The following is a 20,051-nucleotide window of genomic DNA, read 5'->3' as shown; positions in this document are numbered from 1 at the left end:
CGGTCAATAAGCAAGAAAGATTTCTTCACGTATTTGCTTCCATACCTCTAACCATGAATGAGTGAAAAAATGATCAGGAGCCTTTTCTATTTCTCTGATGGTTATTTGTGGCAGGTATTCGTACTTTTGAGTGATCTTTTTTGGAAACCAATTGTCCTTTGATGGCAAAAAGATTTGGATAGGCACCTTACACTGATCTAATGCCTCATAGATTTGAAATCCAGGTAAAAATAAGTTCGTTAGAAATTCAGAAAGACTCTCTAAATGGATGTATTTATTCGAAACTGAAAATGCCAAGTCGCCTACTCGACTCGTTTCTAACCAGCGAGGATCAGATAGAGCGCTGTAAACTCTTTCCCGTTTTTCTAAAATCTCAGCGTCTGGCAGACCACTCTTCGAGTCGTTTACTAGAAGTTGTAAAAATTCATGGATATGCTGATTTTGGTAGAGATGGAATAGGCTCAATCGACTGTCAAGAATGGGCGACAGAAGAAAAAAAGAATCCCAGGGCAATTCTTGCCAAAGCATCAATAAACACGAAGCTCCTCCGCTATGACCAATGCCTATCAGTTTTTTATCAGTCAATTTGTATTCCTTTAGCCATAGAAGTAAATCATCTCTGGCATTGGATGGGTGGTATGTCCCTAGATTCCCGCCATGAGAGCTAGGGTTGTACCTGAGTAGCAAAGTGCGTTGTGAACGTAGATCAAGCTCGGAAATCCGAAAGGCGCGTGCATTGCCTCCAGTCGATGGCCATAAAACGATGACCTTCTCAATATCGTTAGAAAATTTTCTCAGAGAATTCCAATGGTCAATTCCGTAGCCCGAGGGAAGGATCTGAAAATTGTTCATAATTTATTGAGTAGCGACTATAGCTCCTTTGGAGGAAACAATCACGGTATGCTCACATTGTGCAACAAAACTTTTGTCTTTCGTGGTGAGGGTCCAACCATCATGGCCTGTGACTGCAAATTCAGATTTTGTAGAGACAAAAGATTCTATCGCAAGGACCAACCCTTCGCTGAGCCGACGCCGATCTCTTTTTTCTTCGTAGACTAAAACTTCTGGCTCCTCGTGCAATTTTTTTCCCGTTCCATGGCCAGCTAAGTTTTTGATGACAGTAAAACCATTCGCTTTCGCAACTTGATGGATCGATTTACCGATCATACGTAAAGGATTACCTGTAGTTGCCTCTTGGATCGCCTTACCTGTACAATCAACAGCTGTATCACACAATCGACTCAAATTGTTGTTTGTGTTTCCGATAACAAAAGAGATACCTGTATCGGCATAATAACCGTTTAAGGTAGCAGAAACATCAATGTTTACTAAATCACCAAAACGTAATATCGTTTCTTTCTTCGGTATGCCGTGTGCAATTTCATGATTGATGCTGATACAGGTATAGCCAGGAAACTGATAGTCAAACATCGGTGCTGATTTTGCCCCATACATTTCAAAGCACTGTTTTGCCATTTGATCTAGGTCATAAGTGCTGACACCAGGCTTTGCTTCCTTTTTCATCAGATCCCGAATGCGGGCAACGACTTGTCCGGTTTTCAGAATCCCCATTAAATCTTTGTGGTTTCGAATTGACATATATTCTAATTAACTAATTTTGATCACAATTTTCCCAAAATGGGAAGCTGATTTTAAGTGTTGGACAGCCTCTTTTGTCTCTTCCATAGGAAAAATGGAATCCACGACAGGCTTCATTCCCGAGACAGAAATAGCTTGGTTCATTTCCATAAAGGCTTTTCTTCCACCTACAACGATTCCCTGGATTTTTATATGATTCATTACAGCAGGTAACAACTGAATTTCTCCAGACTTACCTGAAAGAATGCCTATCAAGTGAATATTGCCAAAAGGTTTACAAGCGATAATTGACTGTGTTAAGGTACCTGCCCCTCCAACTTCAACAACATGATCGACTCCAATTTGTTTTGTTTCTTCCCGAATCTTTTTGCCCCAGTCTGGAACTTCTTTATAATTGAGAGTGAAATCTGCTCCTAATTTCTTTGCTCGCTCCAATTTTTCTTCAGAACTAGATGTACTATATACGTAAGCACCTGCAAGTTTTGCAAACTGAAGCGCAAACAAGGACACACCTCCTGTGCCTTGTACAAGGACTGTCTCTCCTGAAACCAGGCGACTAAATACATGTAAGGCTGACCAAGCTGTGAGAGCAGCACAGGGCAAAGTTGCCCCTTCCTCGTAAGTCAAATGTTTTGGCATCGGAACGAGAGCAGTTTCCTCAAAGAGAATAAGTTCTCGTAGAGTTCCATCCAGTGGACCACCTAATGTATTTCTGAGTTCAGCATGGTTTGCTTTGTGTGCAATCCAATCTGGTGCAAAAGTGGCACAAACAGGATCACCTACTTTAAATTGAGTAACGGATTCGCCTACCTCCAATACTTCACCTGAGCCATCACTACAAGGTACAAGAGGAATAGGATATTTAGGGTTGTACTGACCAGATATTACCAACTGATCACGAAAATTTAAAGAAGCAGCATGCATCTTTACTAAAACTTGGTGTGGACCTGGCTTTTTTGGATCAGCTACTTCCGTGAGTTTTAAATTCTCTAATCCAAAGGCAGAAAGGGTCATTTGTTTCATATGTCAGAAACATATGAGACGGTGAAGACACATTCTGCAAGTGTAAAATATGTAGTAACTTTGCAGGCTTAGATGGATAATCCCAGCCCTTCTTTTATACATTTAGTTCCCAAATCACAGGACTTTGATATCTGTTCTGTACAACTGGAAAAAGATTGGAATTGCTTCGTGCAAAGGATTTCACAGGACAAAGATGCAACGCGCTTCATCTCATTTGCATTTTGCGCCTTTGAATCTACACAATTAGATAGACTCGCACATACCTTTGGACACATTGTAACTCCCGAAATTCCCGCTTTTTCTCCAGCGTGAATCCCTGCCGTTTTCAAGTTATGAAAACCAATGACTAATAAAATAAGAAACATCAGGGGAATCTGTTTTTTCATCTTCTTTCAACCTCATAAAATTGGATTTGTTCTTTGAATTTTAAACTATGTACATTTTGCACGATTTCCAAGAAATCATTTACCCCAATTTCAAGGTGTGCTTTCCAAACATACCATGAAATGCTTGGTATATATTTTTTTCCGGGTGAGTAAAAATTGGATAAGGAGAGAATGGGAAGGTTTTGATTTTCACAGAGATCAGTAGCCGAACTAGGAGGAGAATAAATAACCATTGTTTTGCGCAACTGATTCTGATAATCCATACCATGCCAAGGATTTTCACTAACAACACATAGTCGAGTTAGCTGGAAACTTTGGAGATCGTTTGCTGGCAATGGGTTTTGGAATGTTGGCAATATGATTCCAGCAATCAAAGGAATGAATAGAACAGAGATTAAGAATTGGATTTGGAATCGATACTGAGTATATAAAGAGACAAAAAGAAAAAGGATTGTGACCGCAGAAACGATGAGTATTTTTGATTCGGAATTCCAAAAGGAAAAGATAGCAATGCCGATAAATAGGAGAATATAAATTCTACCAAGCCAAGGATTTTCAAAATAGGAGGTGATTTTAGCTTCTGATAGGCTCAAAGATACACCCAAAAAAAGGATGGGAATAAAAGGAGTAACATAATAACTATCTTTGCGATTCGGTAAAAGATGAAGCAGAGTCAACCCTAACAAAAAATAGGCGATGACTCGTAAGATTCTCTTTTCTCTGGTATTGATCTTAGTACTTATCACTCGAGAGATAAAGAGGAATAAAAAGGGAGTAAATGGGATAGTATACAAAAGCCAACCACCCAAAATCCTTAGCATAGGTTGGTTTTCGCTGAAAAACTTTCCGACATTTTCATTGAAGAGAAAAAATTTTATGAGTAAAGCTCCCTCATTGGAATACCTAGAAAGATAAAACATCCACAGAATAGGAATTAAGAATGAAAGCGGAAAGAGAAGGATATGTTTGTATTTTAGAATACTTTGCCAGTTTACATTGAGTTTTCTCTTTCGAATCCGAAGTAAATCAACGGCAAGAAAGGACAAAGGCAATACAATCGCATAAAAAATAACCAATGGCCCTTTGATAAAGTAGGCTATATTTAGAGAAATGATTCCAAATAGAAAATAAGCGATTTTTTTCTCTTTCTGGAATCGAAGGTAGAGATAAACAAACAGAAAGAGAAAAAATGTAAGCATCTGTTCCATCATCAGCAAACGAGAAAATTTCCAGGCCGCAAATGTGGATGCATAAACCAATGAGATTTGGAAGGCGAACCGACTGGATTTTCCGAATGCTAAGATTCCACAATATAATAAAATTGTAGTGAGAAATCCAAATAAGAGACTTACTAACCGTTCCGACAGAAATGATTCACCGAACAAAACATCGGACAACATACCTGCCCAAAAAAGAAGAGGAGGTTTATAAGCATTTGCTAAACCATTCAATTGAGGAATGAAAAGATTATCCGTTTCCAAGGACTCACGCACGGTGCGTACATGCATGATTTCATCGCCTTGGGGGAAAGCTCCATGCGCTATCTCGATTCCTGGCGAAACAAAGATCAAAAAATAGAGAAATAAGAAAGAAGGATAAAGGACCTTCATAAATTCCATATAAGAAAAATACTGACTAACCGGTCATTAACTATTCTTTTTAATTTAAAAAATCTAGGTACAAAAAAAAACCAGTGATGAAAAAATCATTTCACCACTGGCCTTGTTTCCAAGTCTAATCGCTTGTTTTTACTTTATGCCCAATCCTGTCGTTTTTGCTCCTACAAGGATGGACATATTGCCAGCAGGGTGTTTGTTCTCTCGCATCAATTGGTGGCAAGCACCGGTTTCTTGGAAAGGAAAGGTTTTTGCGAGAACAGGATCGACTTTTTTATCGATCACCAATTGGTTTAGGTCTCTGCAATTGTCATCGTTTGCAAAATGAGATCCCTGAAGACGTTTTTGCCTCATCCAAAGATAACGTAAGTCTCCAGTAGCATTGAATCCAGTTGTACCCGCACATATCACAACCATACCACCAGTTTCACAAACAAAAACAGATGTGGGCAATGTTGTTTCACCAGGATGTTCAAATACGATTTGAGGATTTTTACCCTTACCTGCAATGTCCCAGATGGCTTTGCCAAACTCTCTTGCTTCCTTGGTCCATTTTCCAAAAGCTTCTGGTTGGTTGATTTCTGTCGTGAGTGCGCCCCAATGTTTGAATTTGTTTCGATTGATAACTCCGGCTGCGCCTAGGTTTTTACAGAATTCAATTTTATCATCTGAGGATACAACTGCTATGGGAACTCCTCCAGCTGCCTTAACAATTTGAATTGCCATCGCACCTAGACCGCCAGCTCCACCCCAAATTAAAACTACATCGCCAGGTTTAACATCATTAGGCTTCCAATGGTGTAACATTCTGTACGCAGTAGCAGCTACTAACATATAAGCTGCTGATGCCTCCCAAGTTAAATGTTTAGGACGCGGCAAACATTGGTGATCCTGTACCTTACAAAACTGAGCAAAGGAACCCCAATTCGACTCATATCCCCAAATGATTTGGCTGGGAGCGAACATTGGATCCTTTCCTGCAAGAACCCAAGGATCTTTTGGATCCCACATTGCGCAATGGATTACAACTTCATCACCTACTTTTACATTTTGTACATCTGAACCAACTTTATATACAATTCCAGATGCATCGGAGCCACCGATGTGAAATTTTTCAGGCTCACCCTTTTTATTTCTAGCCCCAATAACATCGACAGGGTAACCAAGTGCCGCCCATACATTATTATAGTTTACACCTGCCGCCATTACGGCAACTAACACTTCATTAGGTGCTACTTCAGGCACATCAATCACTTCAGCTTGGAAAGAATCTTTAGGCTCCCCAAATCTTTCAGGTCGAATTACCTGTGCATGCATCTTTTTTGGCACCACGCCAACAGGAGGTAATTCCCCGACGGGTACGATTTCTACGTCACTCATTTGATTCCCTTTTCGAATTCTTAGTTTCGTAGAAAACTAAAATATGGGTTCAGAATGTCAATCGCTTCCCCATTCCATTGAAAATGCAAATGTCCAAGCGGATTGGTACAATCTGTAATCTCGGTCTCGTTGTAAAGGGTATCGATAGGTTAAACTCATATTATATTTCTCAGATAAATTCCATGAAAAACCTGCAGATGCCTCTGTAAAATAAAAAGGATTCGCCTTATCTTTGTTATTTGAATATTCTACACCATTATAAGGATTTCGATATAATATTCCAGAGAATAGCGTAATTTCAGGACGTAGATAGTAGCTAATGTAACCAGAGGCAATGCCAGTGTTTTTGTAAAGATAGTTTGGCTCAGGAGGAGCTTCGGATGGCCTTCTTAAATAATATGGGATGCCATCATTGTCCTGTAGGTTATTTGGTTGAGGTCGCGTAAGTGGTCGAATCCCACCTGCCTTTACAACAAAAGACCACTTCTCATATAGATAACCGAGCTTTAAAAAACCAGTGCCTGCATAGTAATCTCCACCAGTGAATCGATCCGTATCTGGTCCGGAGGGAAAGCCAACTGATCCTTCGATTACGAAGAAGTAAGGTTTATCCAAATCAAAGAACGGTTGGTACTTAAAACCAAGATAACTCTTTCCAATCCTTGCGGCGTCCTCACGATTTCTCTGTTGGTAGTAGTTCCAAGGGACCGATCCATTCAAAGAGAAGCGTCCATCAAAAAAGTTCATTTCGACAAAGGCAGTCGTTGTAAAGAGATGACTATTCTCTCGAGTAGATTGGTAGTAATCTTGCGTTAAGACTAAGTAGTTTGCCGGCTTTTCTCTTTTGCCGGTAAATGGATCCACAAAGCGCGCAGTTGCAATGGGGCTATCTGAGGAACCAGTATGGTGGGCAAAGAGTACTGGAGAGAGGAAAAGCATTGAAAAAATAAGAAACTGAGATAGTGATTTCATTTTGTAACCCCTGGCAGACAGCCTGGGAATTGGATGACTAGGTCTTCTGTATTTAAATTCTTCTTCAGTATATTAGAAAGGTCAGTATTTGTTATATTTGTAATGTTAACTTCTGAATCCACTTTGGTAAAAAGAGTTTGCAGAAAACTTACGTTTGCTCCGTTTTCAAAATAATCTCTAAATAGATTTGAGTGTACAAATCCAATGACTACGGGATTTACCTTTCCCTGGAAAATAGAAATTTTACATTTTGGCCTAAGCACGATGGAACCTTGTCCTAAAAGGACTTTCATTGTCTTCGTGACATCCGGACTTCCTTTTCTTGTAATTCTTGCATTCAAATATATATCTTCATATGTTAATACTGCATTTGCCATCACTCCCAACGGAGCATCTAATATTTGTTTTGAGATAGATGAAGTATAAACTGAACCAGTATCATTGGTTCCCATTGGCCGATTTAAAAAAAACTCTTTCGATGGTATAAGAAATGAATAAGATTTTCCATATAGATCTGTCGTTGGCAAATCTAATGGCACAGTAAAAGGAGTGTGTGTCCTTGCTCCATTACTTATACTAAAGTAGCCTAACACCTTATCCTGGGGGTTGATTCTATAATTTCCCGATTCCCAGTCGACGTAGCTATCTTTTTCCAAAGTAAGTTGATACGTAACCGAATTTGAAACAAAAGAAAACTGGTTTAAAATTTCATCCTCTTGGTTATCAAAATACTGTATGTCTGTGCGCAGGTTCGTGACCGTGTTGTTTCGAAAATACAATAAGTTTTGGATGATGGCTAGATTTTCTTCATTGGAATCTCCAATAGATCCAAATGTACAGGCCAATTGGATCCAAAAAGAGAAAACAATCAAAATTGGTCTTATACGAATCATAAATTAAAATGGATTCGAATGAGCTGGATTGTTGATAAAGTCAGTGTCTGTTAGAGAGAGTAAAAATTCTACAAGATCGGTTCTCTCTTGGGCCGTCAAAGTGAATGGTCGTATGAATGAACTGTCTTTATTTGGATGAGATTTTCCCCCACTTTCATAATGAGCAACGACCTTACGCAAAGCGTTTACTGCACAATCTCTGATTGTTTTTCCAGACGTTATACTCGGATTTTCTGAATCATCACACATAAAAGAACCATCATGCATATATGGGAATGTTAAACCGATATTTCGCAGGGAAGGTGCACGAAATTTCCCTTGATCTGATTCCAACAACGTTATCTCATATAAGCCACGTTTATTGACCGAAAGTGCATCATATTCTGCTTTAGTATAGATACCATTGTTATGATAAAAAATATCGCTAGTGGGTTGCTGATTATGAAAAACCGTGTCGGTGTAATTAAACCCACCATGACAATGAAAACATTCGGCCACCTCTCCATTGAATATTCTAAATCCCCTGATTTGAGATGCATTCAATGCATTTGACTGATTCTGAAAAGCGTATTTATCGGCAGGTGCATTCCCTGTGATAAGAGAACGCTGAAAGCTAGCCAATGCAAATCGAACATTCTGTTCCGAGATGGATCCCGGAGCGCCACCAAATGCATTATTAAACAAAGATATGTAGCGTGTATCTGCCTTCAATCTATCCAAATAATCATTATTTATTAAACCTAGTTCTATTGGCGACTCTCCAAACATTGGTACCCTAGATTGAATCTCTAATGTCGTCATTTGAGGGTTTGCCCAAGTTAGTCGAGGATGGTAGGCAGCATTCCCTAAATTTTGAGAATTTCTTGGATGAGCTTCATTCGTTATTCCAATTCCAAATCTTCTCCCGTCAGTAAATGCTAAACTCTGTTTGTGACATCCAGAGCAAGATAAGCTCCTATCCTGGGAAAGATTTTTGTCGTAAAATAAATGTCTTCCTAAAGCTACTTTTGCTTCAGACATAGGATTTTCCGATGGCACTGTAGGTACAGGAAATCCCGGTGGGAGATTCCATTTATATGCATTGTTTGCTGAAAGAAGTATAAGACCTAAAACTAGATCGTTATCGTTTTTTTTCTTTTCAAAGATTGAGCATGAAATAAGGAGAAAAATTGCTATTATTGATTGTAACTTCATAAAAGAATCCTAATTGAGGGAAGGACTCTCCTCCCCTCAATCTTAACTTAATTTTTTATCGAAAAAGCACTTTGAGTACTGAGTGTCTTTCCATCAGTTTCGTTGATACCAATACTATTTAGTATGGATTTACAACTAGCTGTCGTATTTCCAGCCATACACGTATAGGATGCACCACCATTCGACAAATTGGAGTTAGTGTTTTTTACTAATTCTTGTATATTGATGTAAATAGGGTTTTCAGTAGCACTCCATATTGCATTGTTTGACCGAGTGATTCGAACTGTTGGAATGTTAGGATATGCACAAGTAATGTCATTTCCATTGCCCCCAGTGCAAGATACTCCGCCAGTGTGAAATTGATTCGTTGAACCAGCACCCTCGAGAGCTCTCCATTCAAATTTCATAAATTTATACCCTGTCGTCCAAGACCAGTACATTCCAGTTGTGTTCAATGGTGCACCGCCAGTTGTATTGAGTAGCTTGTTTTGGGCAGTGGGTACACCCACTTTAAACTCCACGCCAACATACAAGCCTGGGGCCGCATAGCCGCGTAGGGTTTTGTTTGTATCAGTCGTGCCGACAGTGCATTGGCCAGTTCTATTTTCAAAGTCAAGTAAGGCTACAGTACCATTCTGCCAAGTATCATCTGTCGAAAGTATAAAATCTGTTGTCGATCCATCAGCCTTTACAAGCTTTACATCGTGAACAAAAAATCTTGCATCACGTAACTGTAATTGAGTGCTTCCGCTTCCTGATATTGCCTGATTACAGCTAAATGCGTCTGTTCCTGAGACAAGTTCGAAAGGAATACTTGTAACAGCAGAACCATTTGCGATTACAGCCAGAGCAACGAGACCAAGATCGTTATCATTCGATTTTTCAGTTTGACAGCTAAACGCTGATGCGCTTATCAAAATTAGAATAAGTAAATATATAAGTTTGTTCATAAAATTCCTTTTGTTAAATCATAGTATGAGCCTAAAGCTCATTTGTTTAAAGTTGAAGATTAAACAAAAGGAATACGGGGCGGCTTTATCAGAGAGGTGGGCCAACCCTCTGCAAGCCTCTGGTCCTCAGATCGGAAGAAAGCAATAATTTCAGATACAATATTTTGAATGATGCGATGGGATGCGATGATCCAACTTTGGTGGTAACGCGCCAATTGCTCAAGGGAGGACTTACTCTTTTTACACGAGCAAACATGCACCTCACCTGGCTTTGCATCATGGCAATGGGCTAAATTTGAACGTTTCGAATGACTCGTCTTTATCTTTGAACGAAAGGAATGGTCCTCTCCATCACTATGCTTTTCTTGTTTGGCTCCATGGTTGCATGTGCACAATTTTGAAGCTAACTCCACAGTGATGCCCAGGAGGCCGCCTGATAAAAAAACAGTATGGCTTCCTACAATCAATACGAGTAAGGCAGCAGTGAAACGGGAAAGGCCCATCCATTTCAATTCAAAATCAGGTTCCAAAAAAGCGAGTGAAATTTTGAAATTAGGGACCTGATTCTAGAATTTCTATCGCTTTCTTGTTTTTAAGGAAAAGGGCAAGGTCTTTTGCTGTCCTACCTTCTCTATCCTGGATATCGGGATTTGCACCTGCTTCCAGCAACAATCGCAACAATTCAATGGAGTCATTTTGGATAGCGGAATGCAATCGCGTAAACCCCGTCTCATCCAACGCATCGAGATTTTTTTCTATCTTTAAGAGCATCTCTGTCACTTTCCAATTTTGTTTCTGTATAGCCATATCAAGAGGAGTTTGTTTTCTTTGGTTGCGTTTGGAAGAGTCTGGCTTTAGGTCGATCACATAAGACAATAGATTATATTCATTTGTTTTTACCAGTTCATGAAGTACCGTTGAACCTTCATTATTCGTTGCATTTAGATCGGCGCCTGAATTGATCAATAATTTAAGTATCTTAAGCTTTTTTTCCTCCAAATCTTTATTAGGTTCTATTGTTGGAATCATTCCAATAAGCACAGTATTTCCTTCAAAATCTCTTTGGTTAACTGGTACTTTCACAGAGATTAAAAATTGTACCATCGCTTCATCCAAAGAAAATACAGCTAACATAAGTGGAGTTCTACCTTCTCGGTTCTGGGCCTTTGCATCAGCTCTTGAACTCAATAGTAGTTTTAAATGGTCTAACTTTTCAACTCCTGATCCAGCAATGGCCATCAAAGGTGTTTCCCCTGAAGAGTCTTTGCTCTCTACATTTGCTCCTTTCTTGATAAATAGATCATAGATATAACGATCTAACTTCTGGGTTTGAGTTATATAATAATGGAAGTGGGTCTTTTCTTTATCTGCCTTGCCCAGTTTGAAATTAGGGTCGACTCCTTGTTCGAGAAAGATTCGAACGATATCTTTATGCCCAGATCGGATGGCTGTTGAAAGCGGAGTGTTGCCACTGTGCATCACTGGATTTTTAATGGCACCTCTCTCTAGGAGTTCCAAAACCAATTCAACACTTCCCACATCTGCCGCATAATGGAGGAGAGTATAACCGTCTGATGAGCGAACGGCATCGACATCAAAGCCTCTCCTCACCTTTTCCAAAAAGGTTTTCGGGTCTCGGATTTTTTGTAAGTCTAGGTCGGTTGCAAAAAGGGCTTGGCTGAATACACAAAGAAAGGCAAAACCATGGAGTAGCTTCATACACTTTCCTCCGCTGAAAACGATCCCTGTACACTATTCTTTTTTCAAAATCCGTCAATTGGAAAACCAAAACGAGCCAGTGGTGCACCAAAATTTTAGGACTTATCCTAGTAATTTTCAGGGGCTTTGGCAATACTTTTGTGTCCAGAGAGCCTTTCTTCCCAAATACTGGTCATACAACCCTAAACCAAATACGGAAACTGTATGAAACGCACAGAGTTAGAACGTAGAGAACGCGAACTTCGTCGGATGGAAAAGAAAAAGATCAGCTCAGGTTCAAAAGAATCCATGAGCGTAGGCGATTACATAGAGGCATTGTTCGGATTATTTCGCTATGATACAGAAGAAATCTTCAATGCGAAAGAAGACGAGTCAGTTTTAGAATTGTTAGAGAATATGAAAATGGAACAGCCTGAAAAGCAGTGGGATGTCATCATCCGAAAAGCTGTCAATAAAACGAAAGTTGTCCAAAGAGAAAGAGCCTACGAAGAATTGAGAAATCTTGCTGGAGTAGAAGCAGGCGTATCCTAAATTCTTGGGTTTACAAATGGGAGAGCATAGGGTAGTATCTATTCTCTCTCATGAGAAAGTTAAAGCATACAAGCTATCGTATCAAACAATGCTTTCTCATTTTTCTTCTACATCTAACTACCTCACAATTTCCTCTCTACGCAAAAGACAAAACCACCCTTTCTCCACCTGACTGCCCCAACAAAGATCAACTTCTCCTATCAAGAATTGACTCCCTTGAATCTTTAGCACCTTATCTGAGTTATTTGTCCTTTCCTTCTCAGGAAACGTTGTTGTTTCCATTAGATTTGGCAAAGGACAAAAACCAATACACACATAGTTTCGGAAAAATTCCAAATTTTGGCAATACTGACAAAACGTATCTTTTCTGTTACCAAATCAAAAATGATACTCAAGTTGCGCATGACTTAGTTGTTTTTATTAAATATCCCTTACTCGACCATGTTCAATTCTTTGAGACAACAAATGGAACATTCGTTACTTTCCCAGCACAAGGAAGACTCTACTCATTTTTTGCGAGAGAAAAGAGATACCGAGGGTTTTCTCATGAATTAGAATTATCGCCACAAGAAACAAAGCAAATTTGGGTTTTGGTTTCTACAGAGAGTTCTATGTCTGTACCGCTGTTTGTCGCAAAAGAAAAGGATTTTTCTCATTTTGTATCCGATGATTTCTTAATCCAAGGTTTTTATTTTGGAATTGTCTCTGTAATGACCTTTTATAATTTCTTTGTTTTTCTTTTGATCCGAGATAAGGCATACTTATATTATGTTATCTATCTTCTCTTTGGCTCGATCGCATTTCAGCTCTCTTTGAATGGCATTTTGCCCATGTACTTTTTCCCAAATCAGCCAGCTTTGGTTTGGAATCTTCATAACATTATTTACTACTTATTTTTGTTTTTCAGTTTTCCTATGAGTATGACCTTTATGAATCTAAAGGAAAACTCTCCGAAATTATTTTTAATATTTCAAATGGGAATGTACATTTCCTTACTAGGTTTATTTCTCATACCATTTTTACCATATCGACTGCTCAATGCCAGTGGAGACATCTATAGTCTATGTTTAGCGATATTAGGTATCTCCGCTTCATCCTATATTGCATTTTCAGTTAAGTTCAGACCGGCATATTTTTTCTTTTTTGCCTTTCTATTTGTGATCATCGGTGGCCTAGGTACTTTGATGAAATACATGGGAGTACTTCCTGTGAATCCATTCACTGAAAATGCCTTCCAAATAGCCATGGCCATTGAAGTAATTCTTATGGCTTTTGGCTTAGGAGATCGTATATCAATTGTCCGAAAAGAAAACGAAAGAACTCAAATCAAGGCAGAAATCGATAAACAAAAGTTACTTGCCTTCCAAAAAGAACTTCTCCTTGCAAAGAAATTGCAGGAAAGTACCTTACCTTCAAAAGTCAATCACCCAGAAATTGTTGAGGTCAATGCGGGCTATCTTCCTGCATCTCTCGTGGGTGGAGATTTTTATGATATCGTAAAACTTAGCGAAACTGAAATCATCTGTTTGATAGCAGATGTTACTGGTCATGGAGTTCCAGCCGCCATTGAAGCTGCCATGCTAAAGATTGCCTTTACGCAATCCCTTCGTTTTGCAACAAGTCCAAGTTTAGTTCTGAACCGAATCAATCGCTCTCTCGTTGGCACCTACCAAAACCAATTACTCACAGCTGCTGCTCTTTACATCAATCTAGAACATAAATACTTCCGCATTGCAAACGCAGGGCATCCTCCTTTGTACCATGTTAAGCAAAATAGCAATGTAATTCTACCCATCCGCCCCAAGGGAAAGTTGATTGGTCTTTCGAAAGATCTAGAATTTCATGAAGAGGAATATGAGCTTGCTACTCATGACCAGTTTTTTCTATTCACCGATGGACTTTGGGATGTTTGGGAGAGAGACGAACGCGGGGAAAAAGAATCCGAAGGAAAAGGCGAGGAACTCTTTTTGGAATGGATGCATAGCCACATGGAGCTTTCGGCAGACCAATTGCACGCCAAACTCGAAGCATTTATCAAAACAAGAACAACTTACATACCACCAGAGGATGACATTACTTTCATCCTCTTTTCGGTTAGACCTTAGTAAGTTAAGAATTGGATCTATACATCCGCATAGATCGATGCATTTAACTGTCTTGAGATATTGTCCAAATTCCTGGAAATATCTCGGTAGAGCAAACTAGCCAAATAATTTGATTTCTTCTGGAACTTCTTTTTTCGCAATTTGGATTCACTCTTTTTGATAAATTGAATCATTTGAAAACGATACTCTCTACTTTGGTTACGAATCTGAGGATTTCCTAGGATATCAAAACTTTCACTTCGTTCCAAATTTCCTAAAAGCAACTCATAATGGTGTTTGATAATCTCAATTTGTTCTTTGACGGTATGCAACCCGGACTTTTCTAAAAAGATCTTTTGGCGGTGGCTCTTTCTTACCTTACGCGCGATAGAGGCAAAATTATCACCCATCTCCTCAACTGCTTTCACGCGTTCCATAATCCCTAGAACATCCTTTCCATAATTTCCAGTGATTCCCATTTCTTGCACTTCATTGAGATATTGCAGAACTTGGGAGCGTACTTGGTCTAATTCTTCTTCTTTTTTTAGAACTTGGCTAACTCTAGTTCCATCATAGGACTCAGTCAACAATTGCTCCGTGAGACGAAAAAAATCATATGTATCTCTTATGATTTTTTTTGTATATTCGATGAGCTCTACCATGGCAAGTTCCGTGGTTTTCACAGCTCCCGACTGCAACAGCCGTATAGAAGATTTGTCCTTTGCAGTTTTTGAAGCAAGTAAATCAACAATCCGACTGACAAACTTTGTTAATGTATTTACAAACCAAATCAAGAGTAAGGTATTGATGACATTGAAAAGTGTATGGAAGAGCGAGATATGAAACCTTGTAGATTCTTTATTCACCAAAGGGTCTTCTGGGATCAAAGTATCCACTAGGTGAGAGAAGGCTTGGAAGAAAAGAAGTGCCCAAACCACACCAAATATATTGAACACAGTATGTGCTAAAGCCGCCTTCTTTGCATTTCGATTGCCAGCAATAGCGGCAAGGTTTGCCGTAATGGTTGTTCCAATGTTTTCGCCTAGGATCATACCATAAGCAGCTTCAATCGGGATAAAGCCAGAAAATGCCAAAGTAATAGTGATCGTTGTTGAGGCAGATGAAGATTGGATCACGATGGTAAGCAAAGTACCAATCAATACAAACAGTAAAATTGTATAAAATCCCATATTAGTATATTGGGATAAAAACTGAAATGACTCTGGATCTTTGGCAGAATCGGGAACAGATGATTTAAGGTAATCTAAACCTAAAAACAAAAATCCAAAGCCTATCAGAAAACTTCCAAATCCTGAGCGACTTTCTTTTTTAGAAAACTGAAATATCATCCCAAGTGCAATGGCAGGCATGGCAAAGGTAGCAATGTTGAATTTAAAACCTAAAAAAGAAACAATCCATGCAGTGATGGTCGTTCCTATATTCGCTCCCATGATAACGCCAATAGCTTCTGTTAGTTGCATAAGCCCGGCATTCACAAAACCAACAACAAGAACCGTAGTTGCTGAGGAAGATTGGATGGTGGATGTGATGAGCACTCCGCTTAAAACCGCAGAGACACGATTGCGAGTCATTGAAGAAAGAAAGTTTCTCAATCGATCCCCCGCCACTCTTTGGAGGGATTCACTCATCAGCTTCATACCGAAAATAAAAATGGCGAGTCCGCCAAATATTTGAATTAAAAGAGTCCAGTTCATATATGTTTTTCTTTAAACCGAATGTAAAAATCTCATAATCCTATCTGGTACCAACCTTTTATTAGGTTGCACTTTTTTTTTCTGATTCTACTTTGTAATGAATATGTCAAATACCATCACTAAAGGAAAGGTTGTAGGATTTTCCTATCACCTAAAAAACTCCCAAGGCGCAACTCTTGATCAGTCAGAGGAACCATTACTTTACCTACACGGTGAGGGTAATATCATTCCAGGCTTGGAGAAAGAGTTAGAAGGATTAAAAGATGGAGACTCCAAACAAGTGAAAGTCTCCCCGGAAGAAGCCTATGGGACATATGACGAAAACTTGGTCTTCCAAGTTCCCAAAACCGAACTTCCTCCAGAAGCTGATTTAGAAATTGGTATGGAATTCCAGACAGATACAGCAAACGGAAGAATGGTGCTCTATCTACAAGAAATTCGGGAAAACGATGTAGTCCTAAACGGCAATCATCCGTTAGCTGGTGAAACTTTACACTTTGATGTAACCATTAAAACGATTCGGGATGCAACGGCGGAAGAGATTGCCCATGGCCATGTTCATGGTCCAGGCGGACACCACCACCACTGATCCGGTAATTCTTTTTTTTGGAAAGATGGGATTCTGGTTGCCTTTTTCGAGGAAGGGGCCAGACTTGCACCTAGATTCAGAGTATTGTAGTTTTTTTCACCGCCGAGTAGTCCCTTTCTTGCTTGCACGCCGATAGCTTTTCTTAAGTTTCCCTTGCATTCTGTTGGAGTTCCTACCTCAATCGTTTCCTGAGGAAACGACCTATGCATGAACGAAAATTCCAGTATTGCGAGTCCAAATTAGGAATTTGAGGAACATCTATGTCAGTAAATATTTATGTGGGCAATCTTTCTTATGATATGACCGAAGGAAAGTTGAGTGAACTTTTCAGTGCACATGGTGCAGTAACATCAGCAAAGATTATCACTGATCAATACTCTGGTCGATCTAAAGGTTTCGGTTTTATCGAAATGGAAGATGGACAAGCTGCAGATAAAGCGATTAAAGATTTGAACGGTAAAAATGTTATGAACCGTGAAATGAAAGTAAACATTGCAAAACCAAAAACTAGCACTAGAAGATAGGCTTGATTAGCCCACTCCCAATTTATAGGGGTGGGTATTCTCTCTCTGAAAACCCCTCTAATCGTTTCGGCAACAACTTAACTTTGTAAGATTCTGCCATTTTCACCAATTGTGTATCAGAAATACCATGTTGGTTTTCACCATCATGTCGATTCTCCACTGTTAGAACAAAAGTTTTATACGAAAACTCGAGAGCCAAATCGAGATAGGGTTTTATCTCACGAAAGGAAACAAAGGTCTGGTCAACAATTAGAAAGGAAATAGAATCTTTCATTGCCTGATGGACATTCGTGTAACATTGTTTATAGGCTTTGTGATTCTCTCGGTAGTTAAAATGATAGATTCCTTCTTCATTCAAAAAATACTCATCTAGGGAAAATGCTACAACAGGACTTAGTGACTTTAGAAGCTCCACAAACGTACTCTTTCCCGACCCAGGCAATCCTCTGAGTAAAAGCAAAGTTTTTTCCATTATTTTTGAATTCCTGGGATAATATTCGTTCGCATATAAATCCTCTCATTCCTAAATTGTGTGGAGAATCATTTCGAGGACACTATGAATTACGATTTTTTTAAATTACTGCATCTAATTGGAATGATGCTGCTATTTTTTTCATTGGGGGCAGTACTCCAATTTGTGGCTACGGGTGGAGAAAAAAAATCCTACCCTTGGAGAGCGTTGGTTTCGGCAAGCCACGGAATTTCTCTCTCTCTTTTGCTGATTGGAGGACTCGGCCTACTCTATACAAGGTTCCAGTTCTCATTTCCGATTTGGGCGATCGCCAAAATCATCATTTGGTTGGTTTTAGGTGGTATCCTGACTGCAATTTACAAACAAAGGGAAATGGGGAAACGCTTTTGGTTTTTGATCCCTGCTCTTGGGGCTTTGGCGGCCTTTCTGGCCATTTACCATCCAGGCCAATGATCCTGATTTTTCTCCAATATGGTCTACTAAGCTAATTTTTTAGATCATTTTTTACCAAATTTGTTCAATATAGTAAATTTATTGTTGACTATATTGAACATTTTTCACCAGATGCATCTATGAAATCTTCGGTGCTCACCCTTTGTTTCCCTACTTCCCTCGTACTGTCTGTACTCTTACCTGCACAATTTACACTGATGGCCCAGGAATCAAAACCCATCGAGACAGAAGTGAAGACACCTCCGGTAGAGGAACAGCCGTACAAAAGCACCTACAAAGGAAAATTACCGAATGAAATGATGCGCTCAACCTTACTCTCTCCTGAACACCAAGATGCTGTTCGGAAATCGGAGAGACTTTGGTTTGGGGATATCTTCCGTATGGGTTTCCATCTGCGCCCACGTTTCGACTATTCACACAATGCTGATTTTGACAAACGAACAGCCGATAGCCGAAACTTTGCCACTCAAAATACACAAGTTTCCTTCCTGGTAGATCCTAGTGAATACTTCGCAGCAAAAGTAACTATACAAGACGTACGAGTGTTTGGTGGAGAGCAAAGTCGTAAAGATGGACAATTGGGCTATCTGGGTTTATCCAACTCTGCTGGCATAGAGCTGAGCTCCGCACCTACTCCCAACCAATCTGTAAATATCAAAAATAATACAGACTTAAGAGAAGGTTTCATCGTCCTCAAAAATTTTGCGGATGGATTTGAAGTCTATTTTGGCCGTCAGGTTTTAGGGTTCGGTGACAATCGATATATCGGAGGTAGAAATGATGGACAAATTGGAAACTCATTCGATGCGGCGCGTGTAAAATATTCGAGTAAAAAATTTCAATCAGAGGCATTCACATCTATTATAGCAGAAGAGAGCAATGCCGGATCCGGTAATAATACGTCGAATGGGACTAGACGTGGTTCCGTAAATGATACATACCTTTCAGGCCTATACAATACTTTAAAATTTGATGATTTTCTAATCGATTTATTTTATTTTAATATAGATAAAAAATGGGAGCAAGGACCAAACCCCATCAACTCTCAAGACCGTACAAGACAAAGAGACAATTTAAATACAGTCGGATTAAGACTTACAAATCGCACAGATGGAAACAAACTTCCGTCTGGAAAAGCTTGGGACTGGACAATTGAAACAAGTTCCCAATATGGCTTCAATGGACAAAGAGTCAATGCAGGTTGGGATATCTTAGAACAAACAGTAGATGGTAACCCAAATTCTAGACGACTCTATACACAGAATGTAGAATACGATGCACGGTTTTTACTTTTACAAACAGGATACACCTTCTTTGATCGATTTCGAGTTGGTTTGCAATATAGCTTTGCCTCAGGTGACCCAAATCGTAACGACAATAAGGTGGCTACATATGATGCATCTTTTGCTACAAGGTCAGGTGGATTTCCTTACTTCAACTCAGGAAACGGTTTGGCAAATGCGACCTTTTGGTCCAACACACGATCCAGCTCTATTCATTTGATGTATACCTCACCTAAATACGGTCGATTCATTTTTGTTGCCTATGACATTTTGAAAGCCAATCCCAATGACGCTTGGTATAGTTCGGGTGGTGCTGCCAATACAGGCCTCAGTTCTGAAAACCAAACTGGTGCCGCCTTCGGTGGATATAAGTTCGGAGAAAAGGCCGGTAAACGATTGTTTTACGAGTTTGATTTTGTATACCAATACTTTTGGAAAGATTCTGTCTCACTTTGGTTTGGTGGTTCCTACTTAGTGGCTGGGGATTCGATCAAAAATACGAGAGTAAACCCCTGGGCCGCAAATCCGAATGACCGTTATACCTTAGATGAGAGAGCATATACAGCCTTCTTTTTTGCCCAATTTGCTATGTAGGCCAAAACAAAGAGAGGTTTGGACATTTCTTTGGAGATAGGCTTGCCTCCTTTCCTTTCTCTTACCTTGGAAGA

The 20,051-nt window shown here is 39.5% G+C and carries 19 protein-coding genes and 1 pseudogene; 6 read left to right on the top strand and 14 right to left on the bottom strand.

Annotated features, from left to right (window positions below; translation table 11 throughout):
- Nucleotides 1-3: 3 nt before the first annotated feature.
- The 12 genes from DI060_RS16370 to DI060_RS16315 all read right to left on the bottom strand — a co-directional run bounded on the left by DI060_RS16370 (nucleotide 4) and on the right by DI060_RS16315 (nucleotide 11,732).
- Entirely contained in the window at nucleotides 4-852 is an 849-nt protein-coding gene (locus DI060_RS16370) for an alpha/beta hydrolase (RefSeq protein WP_244594455.1), read from the bottom strand.
- Between the two features lie 3 nt (nucleotides 853-855).
- Entirely contained in the window at nucleotides 856-1,599 is a 744-nt protein-coding gene (gene map, locus DI060_RS16365) for a type I methionyl aminopeptidase (RefSeq protein ID WP_108977990.1), read from the bottom strand.
- Between the two features lie 9 nt (nucleotides 1,600-1,608).
- Nucleotides 1,609-2,622: a zinc-dependent alcohol dehydrogenase family protein gene (locus DI060_RS16360; RefSeq protein ID WP_108977989.1), complete on the bottom strand. Its 1,014-nt coding sequence runs from the start codon at nucleotides 2,620-2,622 to the stop codon at nucleotides 1,609-1,611.
- A 68-nt stretch (nucleotides 2,623-2,690) separates the two neighbouring features.
- Complete coding sequence (locus DI060_RS16355; RefSeq protein ID WP_108977988.1) at nucleotides 2,691-3,008, bottom strand: Cys-rich protein; 318 nt, start codon at nucleotides 3,006-3,008, stop codon at nucleotides 2,691-2,693.
- A complete protein-coding gene (locus tag DI060_RS16350) occupies nucleotides 3,005-4,618 on the bottom strand; it encodes an ArnT family glycosyltransferase (RefSeq protein ID WP_167837034.1) in 1,614 nt (537 codons plus the stop codon). The genes DI060_RS16355 and DI060_RS16350 overlap by 4 nt, the downstream gene beginning before the upstream one ends.
- Nucleotides 4,619-4,756: 138 nt before the next feature.
- Entirely contained in the window at nucleotides 4,757-6,004 is a 1,248-nt protein-coding gene (gene ccrA, locus DI060_RS16345; RefSeq protein WP_108977986.1) for a crotonyl-CoA carboxylase/reductase, read from the bottom strand.
- Between the two features lie 57 nt (nucleotides 6,005-6,061).
- Nucleotides 6,062-6,976, bottom strand: a complete 915-nt coding sequence (locus DI060_RS16340; RefSeq protein ID WP_108977985.1) for an LIC11086 family outer membrane transporter — start codon at nucleotides 6,974-6,976, stop codon at nucleotides 6,062-6,064.
- Nucleotides 6,973-7,869 (bottom strand): hypothetical protein, encoded by an 897-nt coding sequence (locus tag DI060_RS16335; RefSeq protein WP_108977984.1) that lies wholly within the window; start codon nucleotides 7,867-7,869, stop codon nucleotides 6,973-6,975. The genes DI060_RS16340 and DI060_RS16335 overlap by 4 nt, the downstream gene beginning before the upstream one ends.
- Nucleotides 7,870-7,872: 3 nt before the next feature.
- Entirely contained in the window at nucleotides 7,873-9,063 is a 1,191-nt protein-coding gene (locus DI060_RS16330; RefSeq protein WP_108977983.1) for an MbnH family di-heme enzyme, read from the bottom strand.
- Nucleotides 9,064-9,110: 47 nt separating this feature from the next.
- Nucleotides 9,111-10,013: an MbnP family copper-binding protein gene (locus tag DI060_RS16325; RefSeq protein WP_108977982.1), complete on the bottom strand. Its 903-nt coding sequence runs from the start codon at nucleotides 10,011-10,013 to the stop codon at nucleotides 9,111-9,113.
- Nucleotides 10,014-10,072: 59 nt separating this feature from the next.
- Complete coding sequence (locus DI060_RS16320; protein ID WP_108977981.1) at nucleotides 10,073-10,543, bottom strand: LIC_11090 family protein; 471 nt, start codon at nucleotides 10,541-10,543, stop codon at nucleotides 10,073-10,075.
- A gap of 22 nt (nucleotides 10,544-10,565) precedes the next feature.
- Complete coding sequence (locus DI060_RS16315; protein WP_108977980.1) at nucleotides 10,566-11,732, bottom strand: ankyrin repeat domain-containing protein; 1,167 nt, start codon at nucleotides 11,730-11,732, stop codon at nucleotides 10,566-10,568.
- 204 nt (nucleotides 11,733-11,936) lie between these two features.
- Here DI060_RS16315 and DI060_RS16310 point away from each other — a divergent pair, with 204 nt between their 5' ends.
- Both DI060_RS16310 and DI060_RS16305 read left to right on the top strand, forming a co-directional pair.
- Nucleotides 11,937-12,263, top strand: a complete 327-nt coding sequence (locus DI060_RS16310; protein ID WP_108977979.1) for an LB_289 family protein — start codon at nucleotides 11,937-11,939, stop codon at nucleotides 12,261-12,263.
- A gap of 50 nt (nucleotides 12,264-12,313) precedes the next feature.
- Nucleotides 12,314-14,368, top strand: coding sequence for a 7TM diverse intracellular signaling domain-containing protein (locus tag DI060_RS16305; RefSeq protein ID WP_108977978.1), 2,055 nt, complete (start codon nucleotides 12,314-12,316; stop codon nucleotides 14,366-14,368).
- A gap of 17 nt (nucleotides 14,369-14,385) precedes the next feature.
- On the opposite strand, the gene DI060_RS16300 is transcribed toward DI060_RS16305, so the two are convergent.
- Nucleotides 14,386-16,062: a Na/Pi cotransporter family protein gene (locus DI060_RS16300; protein WP_108977977.1), complete on the bottom strand. Its 1,677-nt coding sequence runs from the start codon at nucleotides 16,060-16,062 to the stop codon at nucleotides 14,386-14,388.
- 97 nt (nucleotides 16,063-16,159) lie between these two features.
- On the opposite strand from DI060_RS16300, the gene DI060_RS16295 reads away from it, so the two are divergent.
- Both DI060_RS16295 and DI060_RS16290 read left to right on the top strand, forming a co-directional pair.
- Nucleotides 16,160-16,651, top strand: coding sequence for an FKBP-type peptidyl-prolyl cis-trans isomerase (locus tag DI060_RS16295; protein WP_108977976.1), 492 nt, complete (start codon nucleotides 16,160-16,162; stop codon nucleotides 16,649-16,651).
- Nucleotides 16,652-16,911: 260 nt separating this feature from the next.
- The gene (locus DI060_RS16290; RefSeq protein ID WP_108977975.1) at nucleotides 16,912-17,175 is read left to right on the top strand and encodes an RNA recognition motif domain-containing protein; all 264 of its coding nucleotides are present in this window, start codon (nucleotides 16,912-16,914) and stop codon (nucleotides 17,173-17,175) included.
- A 22-nt stretch (nucleotides 17,176-17,197) separates the two neighbouring features.
- Here the strand turns inward: DI060_RS16290 and DI060_RS16285 are convergent, their stop codons facing one another.
- On the bottom strand, nucleotides 17,198-17,647 hold the full coding sequence (locus tag DI060_RS16285) for an AAA family ATPase (RefSeq protein WP_108977974.1): 450 nt from the start codon (nucleotides 17,645-17,647) through the stop codon (nucleotides 17,198-17,200).
- A gap of 84 nt (nucleotides 17,648-17,731) precedes the next feature.
- Between DI060_RS16285 and DI060_RS16280 the strand changes: the two genes are divergently transcribed.
- A complete protein-coding gene (locus DI060_RS16280) occupies nucleotides 17,732-18,100 on the top strand; it encodes a hypothetical protein (RefSeq protein WP_108977973.1) in 369 nt (122 codons plus the stop codon).
- Nucleotides 18,101-18,351: 251 nt separating this feature from the next.
- Nucleotides 18,352-19,977 (top strand): annotated as a pseudogene (locus DI060_RS16275) (alginate export family protein); the annotation flags it as partial.
- Nucleotides 19,978-20,051 lie beyond the last annotated feature (74 nt).

This window comes from Leptospira ryugenii (assembly GCF_003114855.1).
Lineage (GTDB): Bacteria > Spirochaetota > Leptospiria > Leptospirales > Leptospiraceae > Leptospira_A > Leptospira_A ryugenii.
The sequence above is the reverse complement of the archived record's forward strand: the minus strand, read 5'-3'. Positions and strand labels throughout refer to the sequence as shown.

Coding starts and splice junctions, on each gene's coding strand:
- DI060_RS16335 (WP_108977984.1), bottom strand. CDS start 7,869: ATGATTCGTATAAGACCAATTTTGATTGTTTTCTCTTTTTGGATCCAA.
- map (WP_108977990.1), bottom strand. CDS start 1,599: ATGTCAATTCGAAACCACAAAGATTTAATGGGGATTCTGAAAACCGGA.
- DI060_RS16350 (WP_167837034.1), bottom strand. CDS start 4,618: ATGAAGGTCCTTTATCCTTCTTTCTTATTTCTCTATTTTTTGATCTTT.
- DI060_RS16330 (WP_108977983.1), bottom strand. CDS start 9,063: ATGAAGTTACAATCAATAATAGCAATTTTTCTCCTTATTTCATGCTCA.
- DI060_RS16370 (WP_244594455.1), bottom strand. CDS start 852: ATGAACAATTTTCAGATCCTTCCCTCGGGCTACGGAATTGACCATTGG.
- DI060_RS16360 (WP_108977989.1), bottom strand. CDS start 2,622: ATGAAACAAATGACCCTTTCTGCCTTTGGATTAGAGAATTTAAAACTC.
- DI060_RS16290 (WP_108977975.1), top strand. CDS start 16,912: ATGTCAGTAAATATTTATGTGGGCAATCTTTCTTATGATATGACCGAA.
- DI060_RS16295 (WP_108977976.1), top strand. CDS start 16,160: ATGAATATGTCAAATACCATCACTAAAGGAAAGGTTGTAGGATTTTCC.
- DI060_RS16300 (WP_108977977.1), bottom strand. CDS start 16,062: ATGAACTGGACTCTTTTAATTCAAATATTTGGCGGACTCGCCATTTTT.
- DI060_RS16340 (WP_108977985.1), bottom strand. CDS start 6,976: ATGAAATCACTATCTCAGTTTCTTATTTTTTCAATGCTTTTCCTCTCT.
- DI060_RS16285 (WP_108977974.1), bottom strand. CDS start 17,647: ATGGAAAAAACTTTGCTTTTACTCAGAGGATTGCCTGGGTCGGGAAAG.
- DI060_RS16280 (WP_108977973.1), top strand. CDS start 17,732: ATGAATTACGATTTTTTTAAATTACTGCATCTAATTGGAATGATGCTG.
- ccrA (WP_108977986.1), bottom strand. CDS start 6,004: ATGAGTGACGTAGAAATCGTACCCGTCGGGGAATTACCTCCTGTTGGC.
- DI060_RS16325 (WP_108977982.1), bottom strand. CDS start 10,013: ATGAACAAACTTATATATTTACTTATTCTAATTTTGATAAGCGCATCA.
- DI060_RS16355 (WP_108977988.1), bottom strand. CDS start 3,008: ATGAAAAAACAGATTCCCCTGATGTTTCTTATTTTATTAGTCATTGGT.
- DI060_RS16305 (WP_108977978.1), top strand. CDS start 12,314: ATGAGAAAGTTAAAGCATACAAGCTATCGTATCAAACAATGCTTTCTC.
- DI060_RS16310 (WP_108977979.1), top strand. CDS start 11,937: ATGAAACGCACAGAGTTAGAACGTAGAGAACGCGAACTTCGTCGGATG.
- DI060_RS16315 (WP_108977980.1), bottom strand. CDS start 11,732: ATGAAGCTACTCCATGGTTTTGCCTTTCTTTGTGTATTCAGCCAAGCC.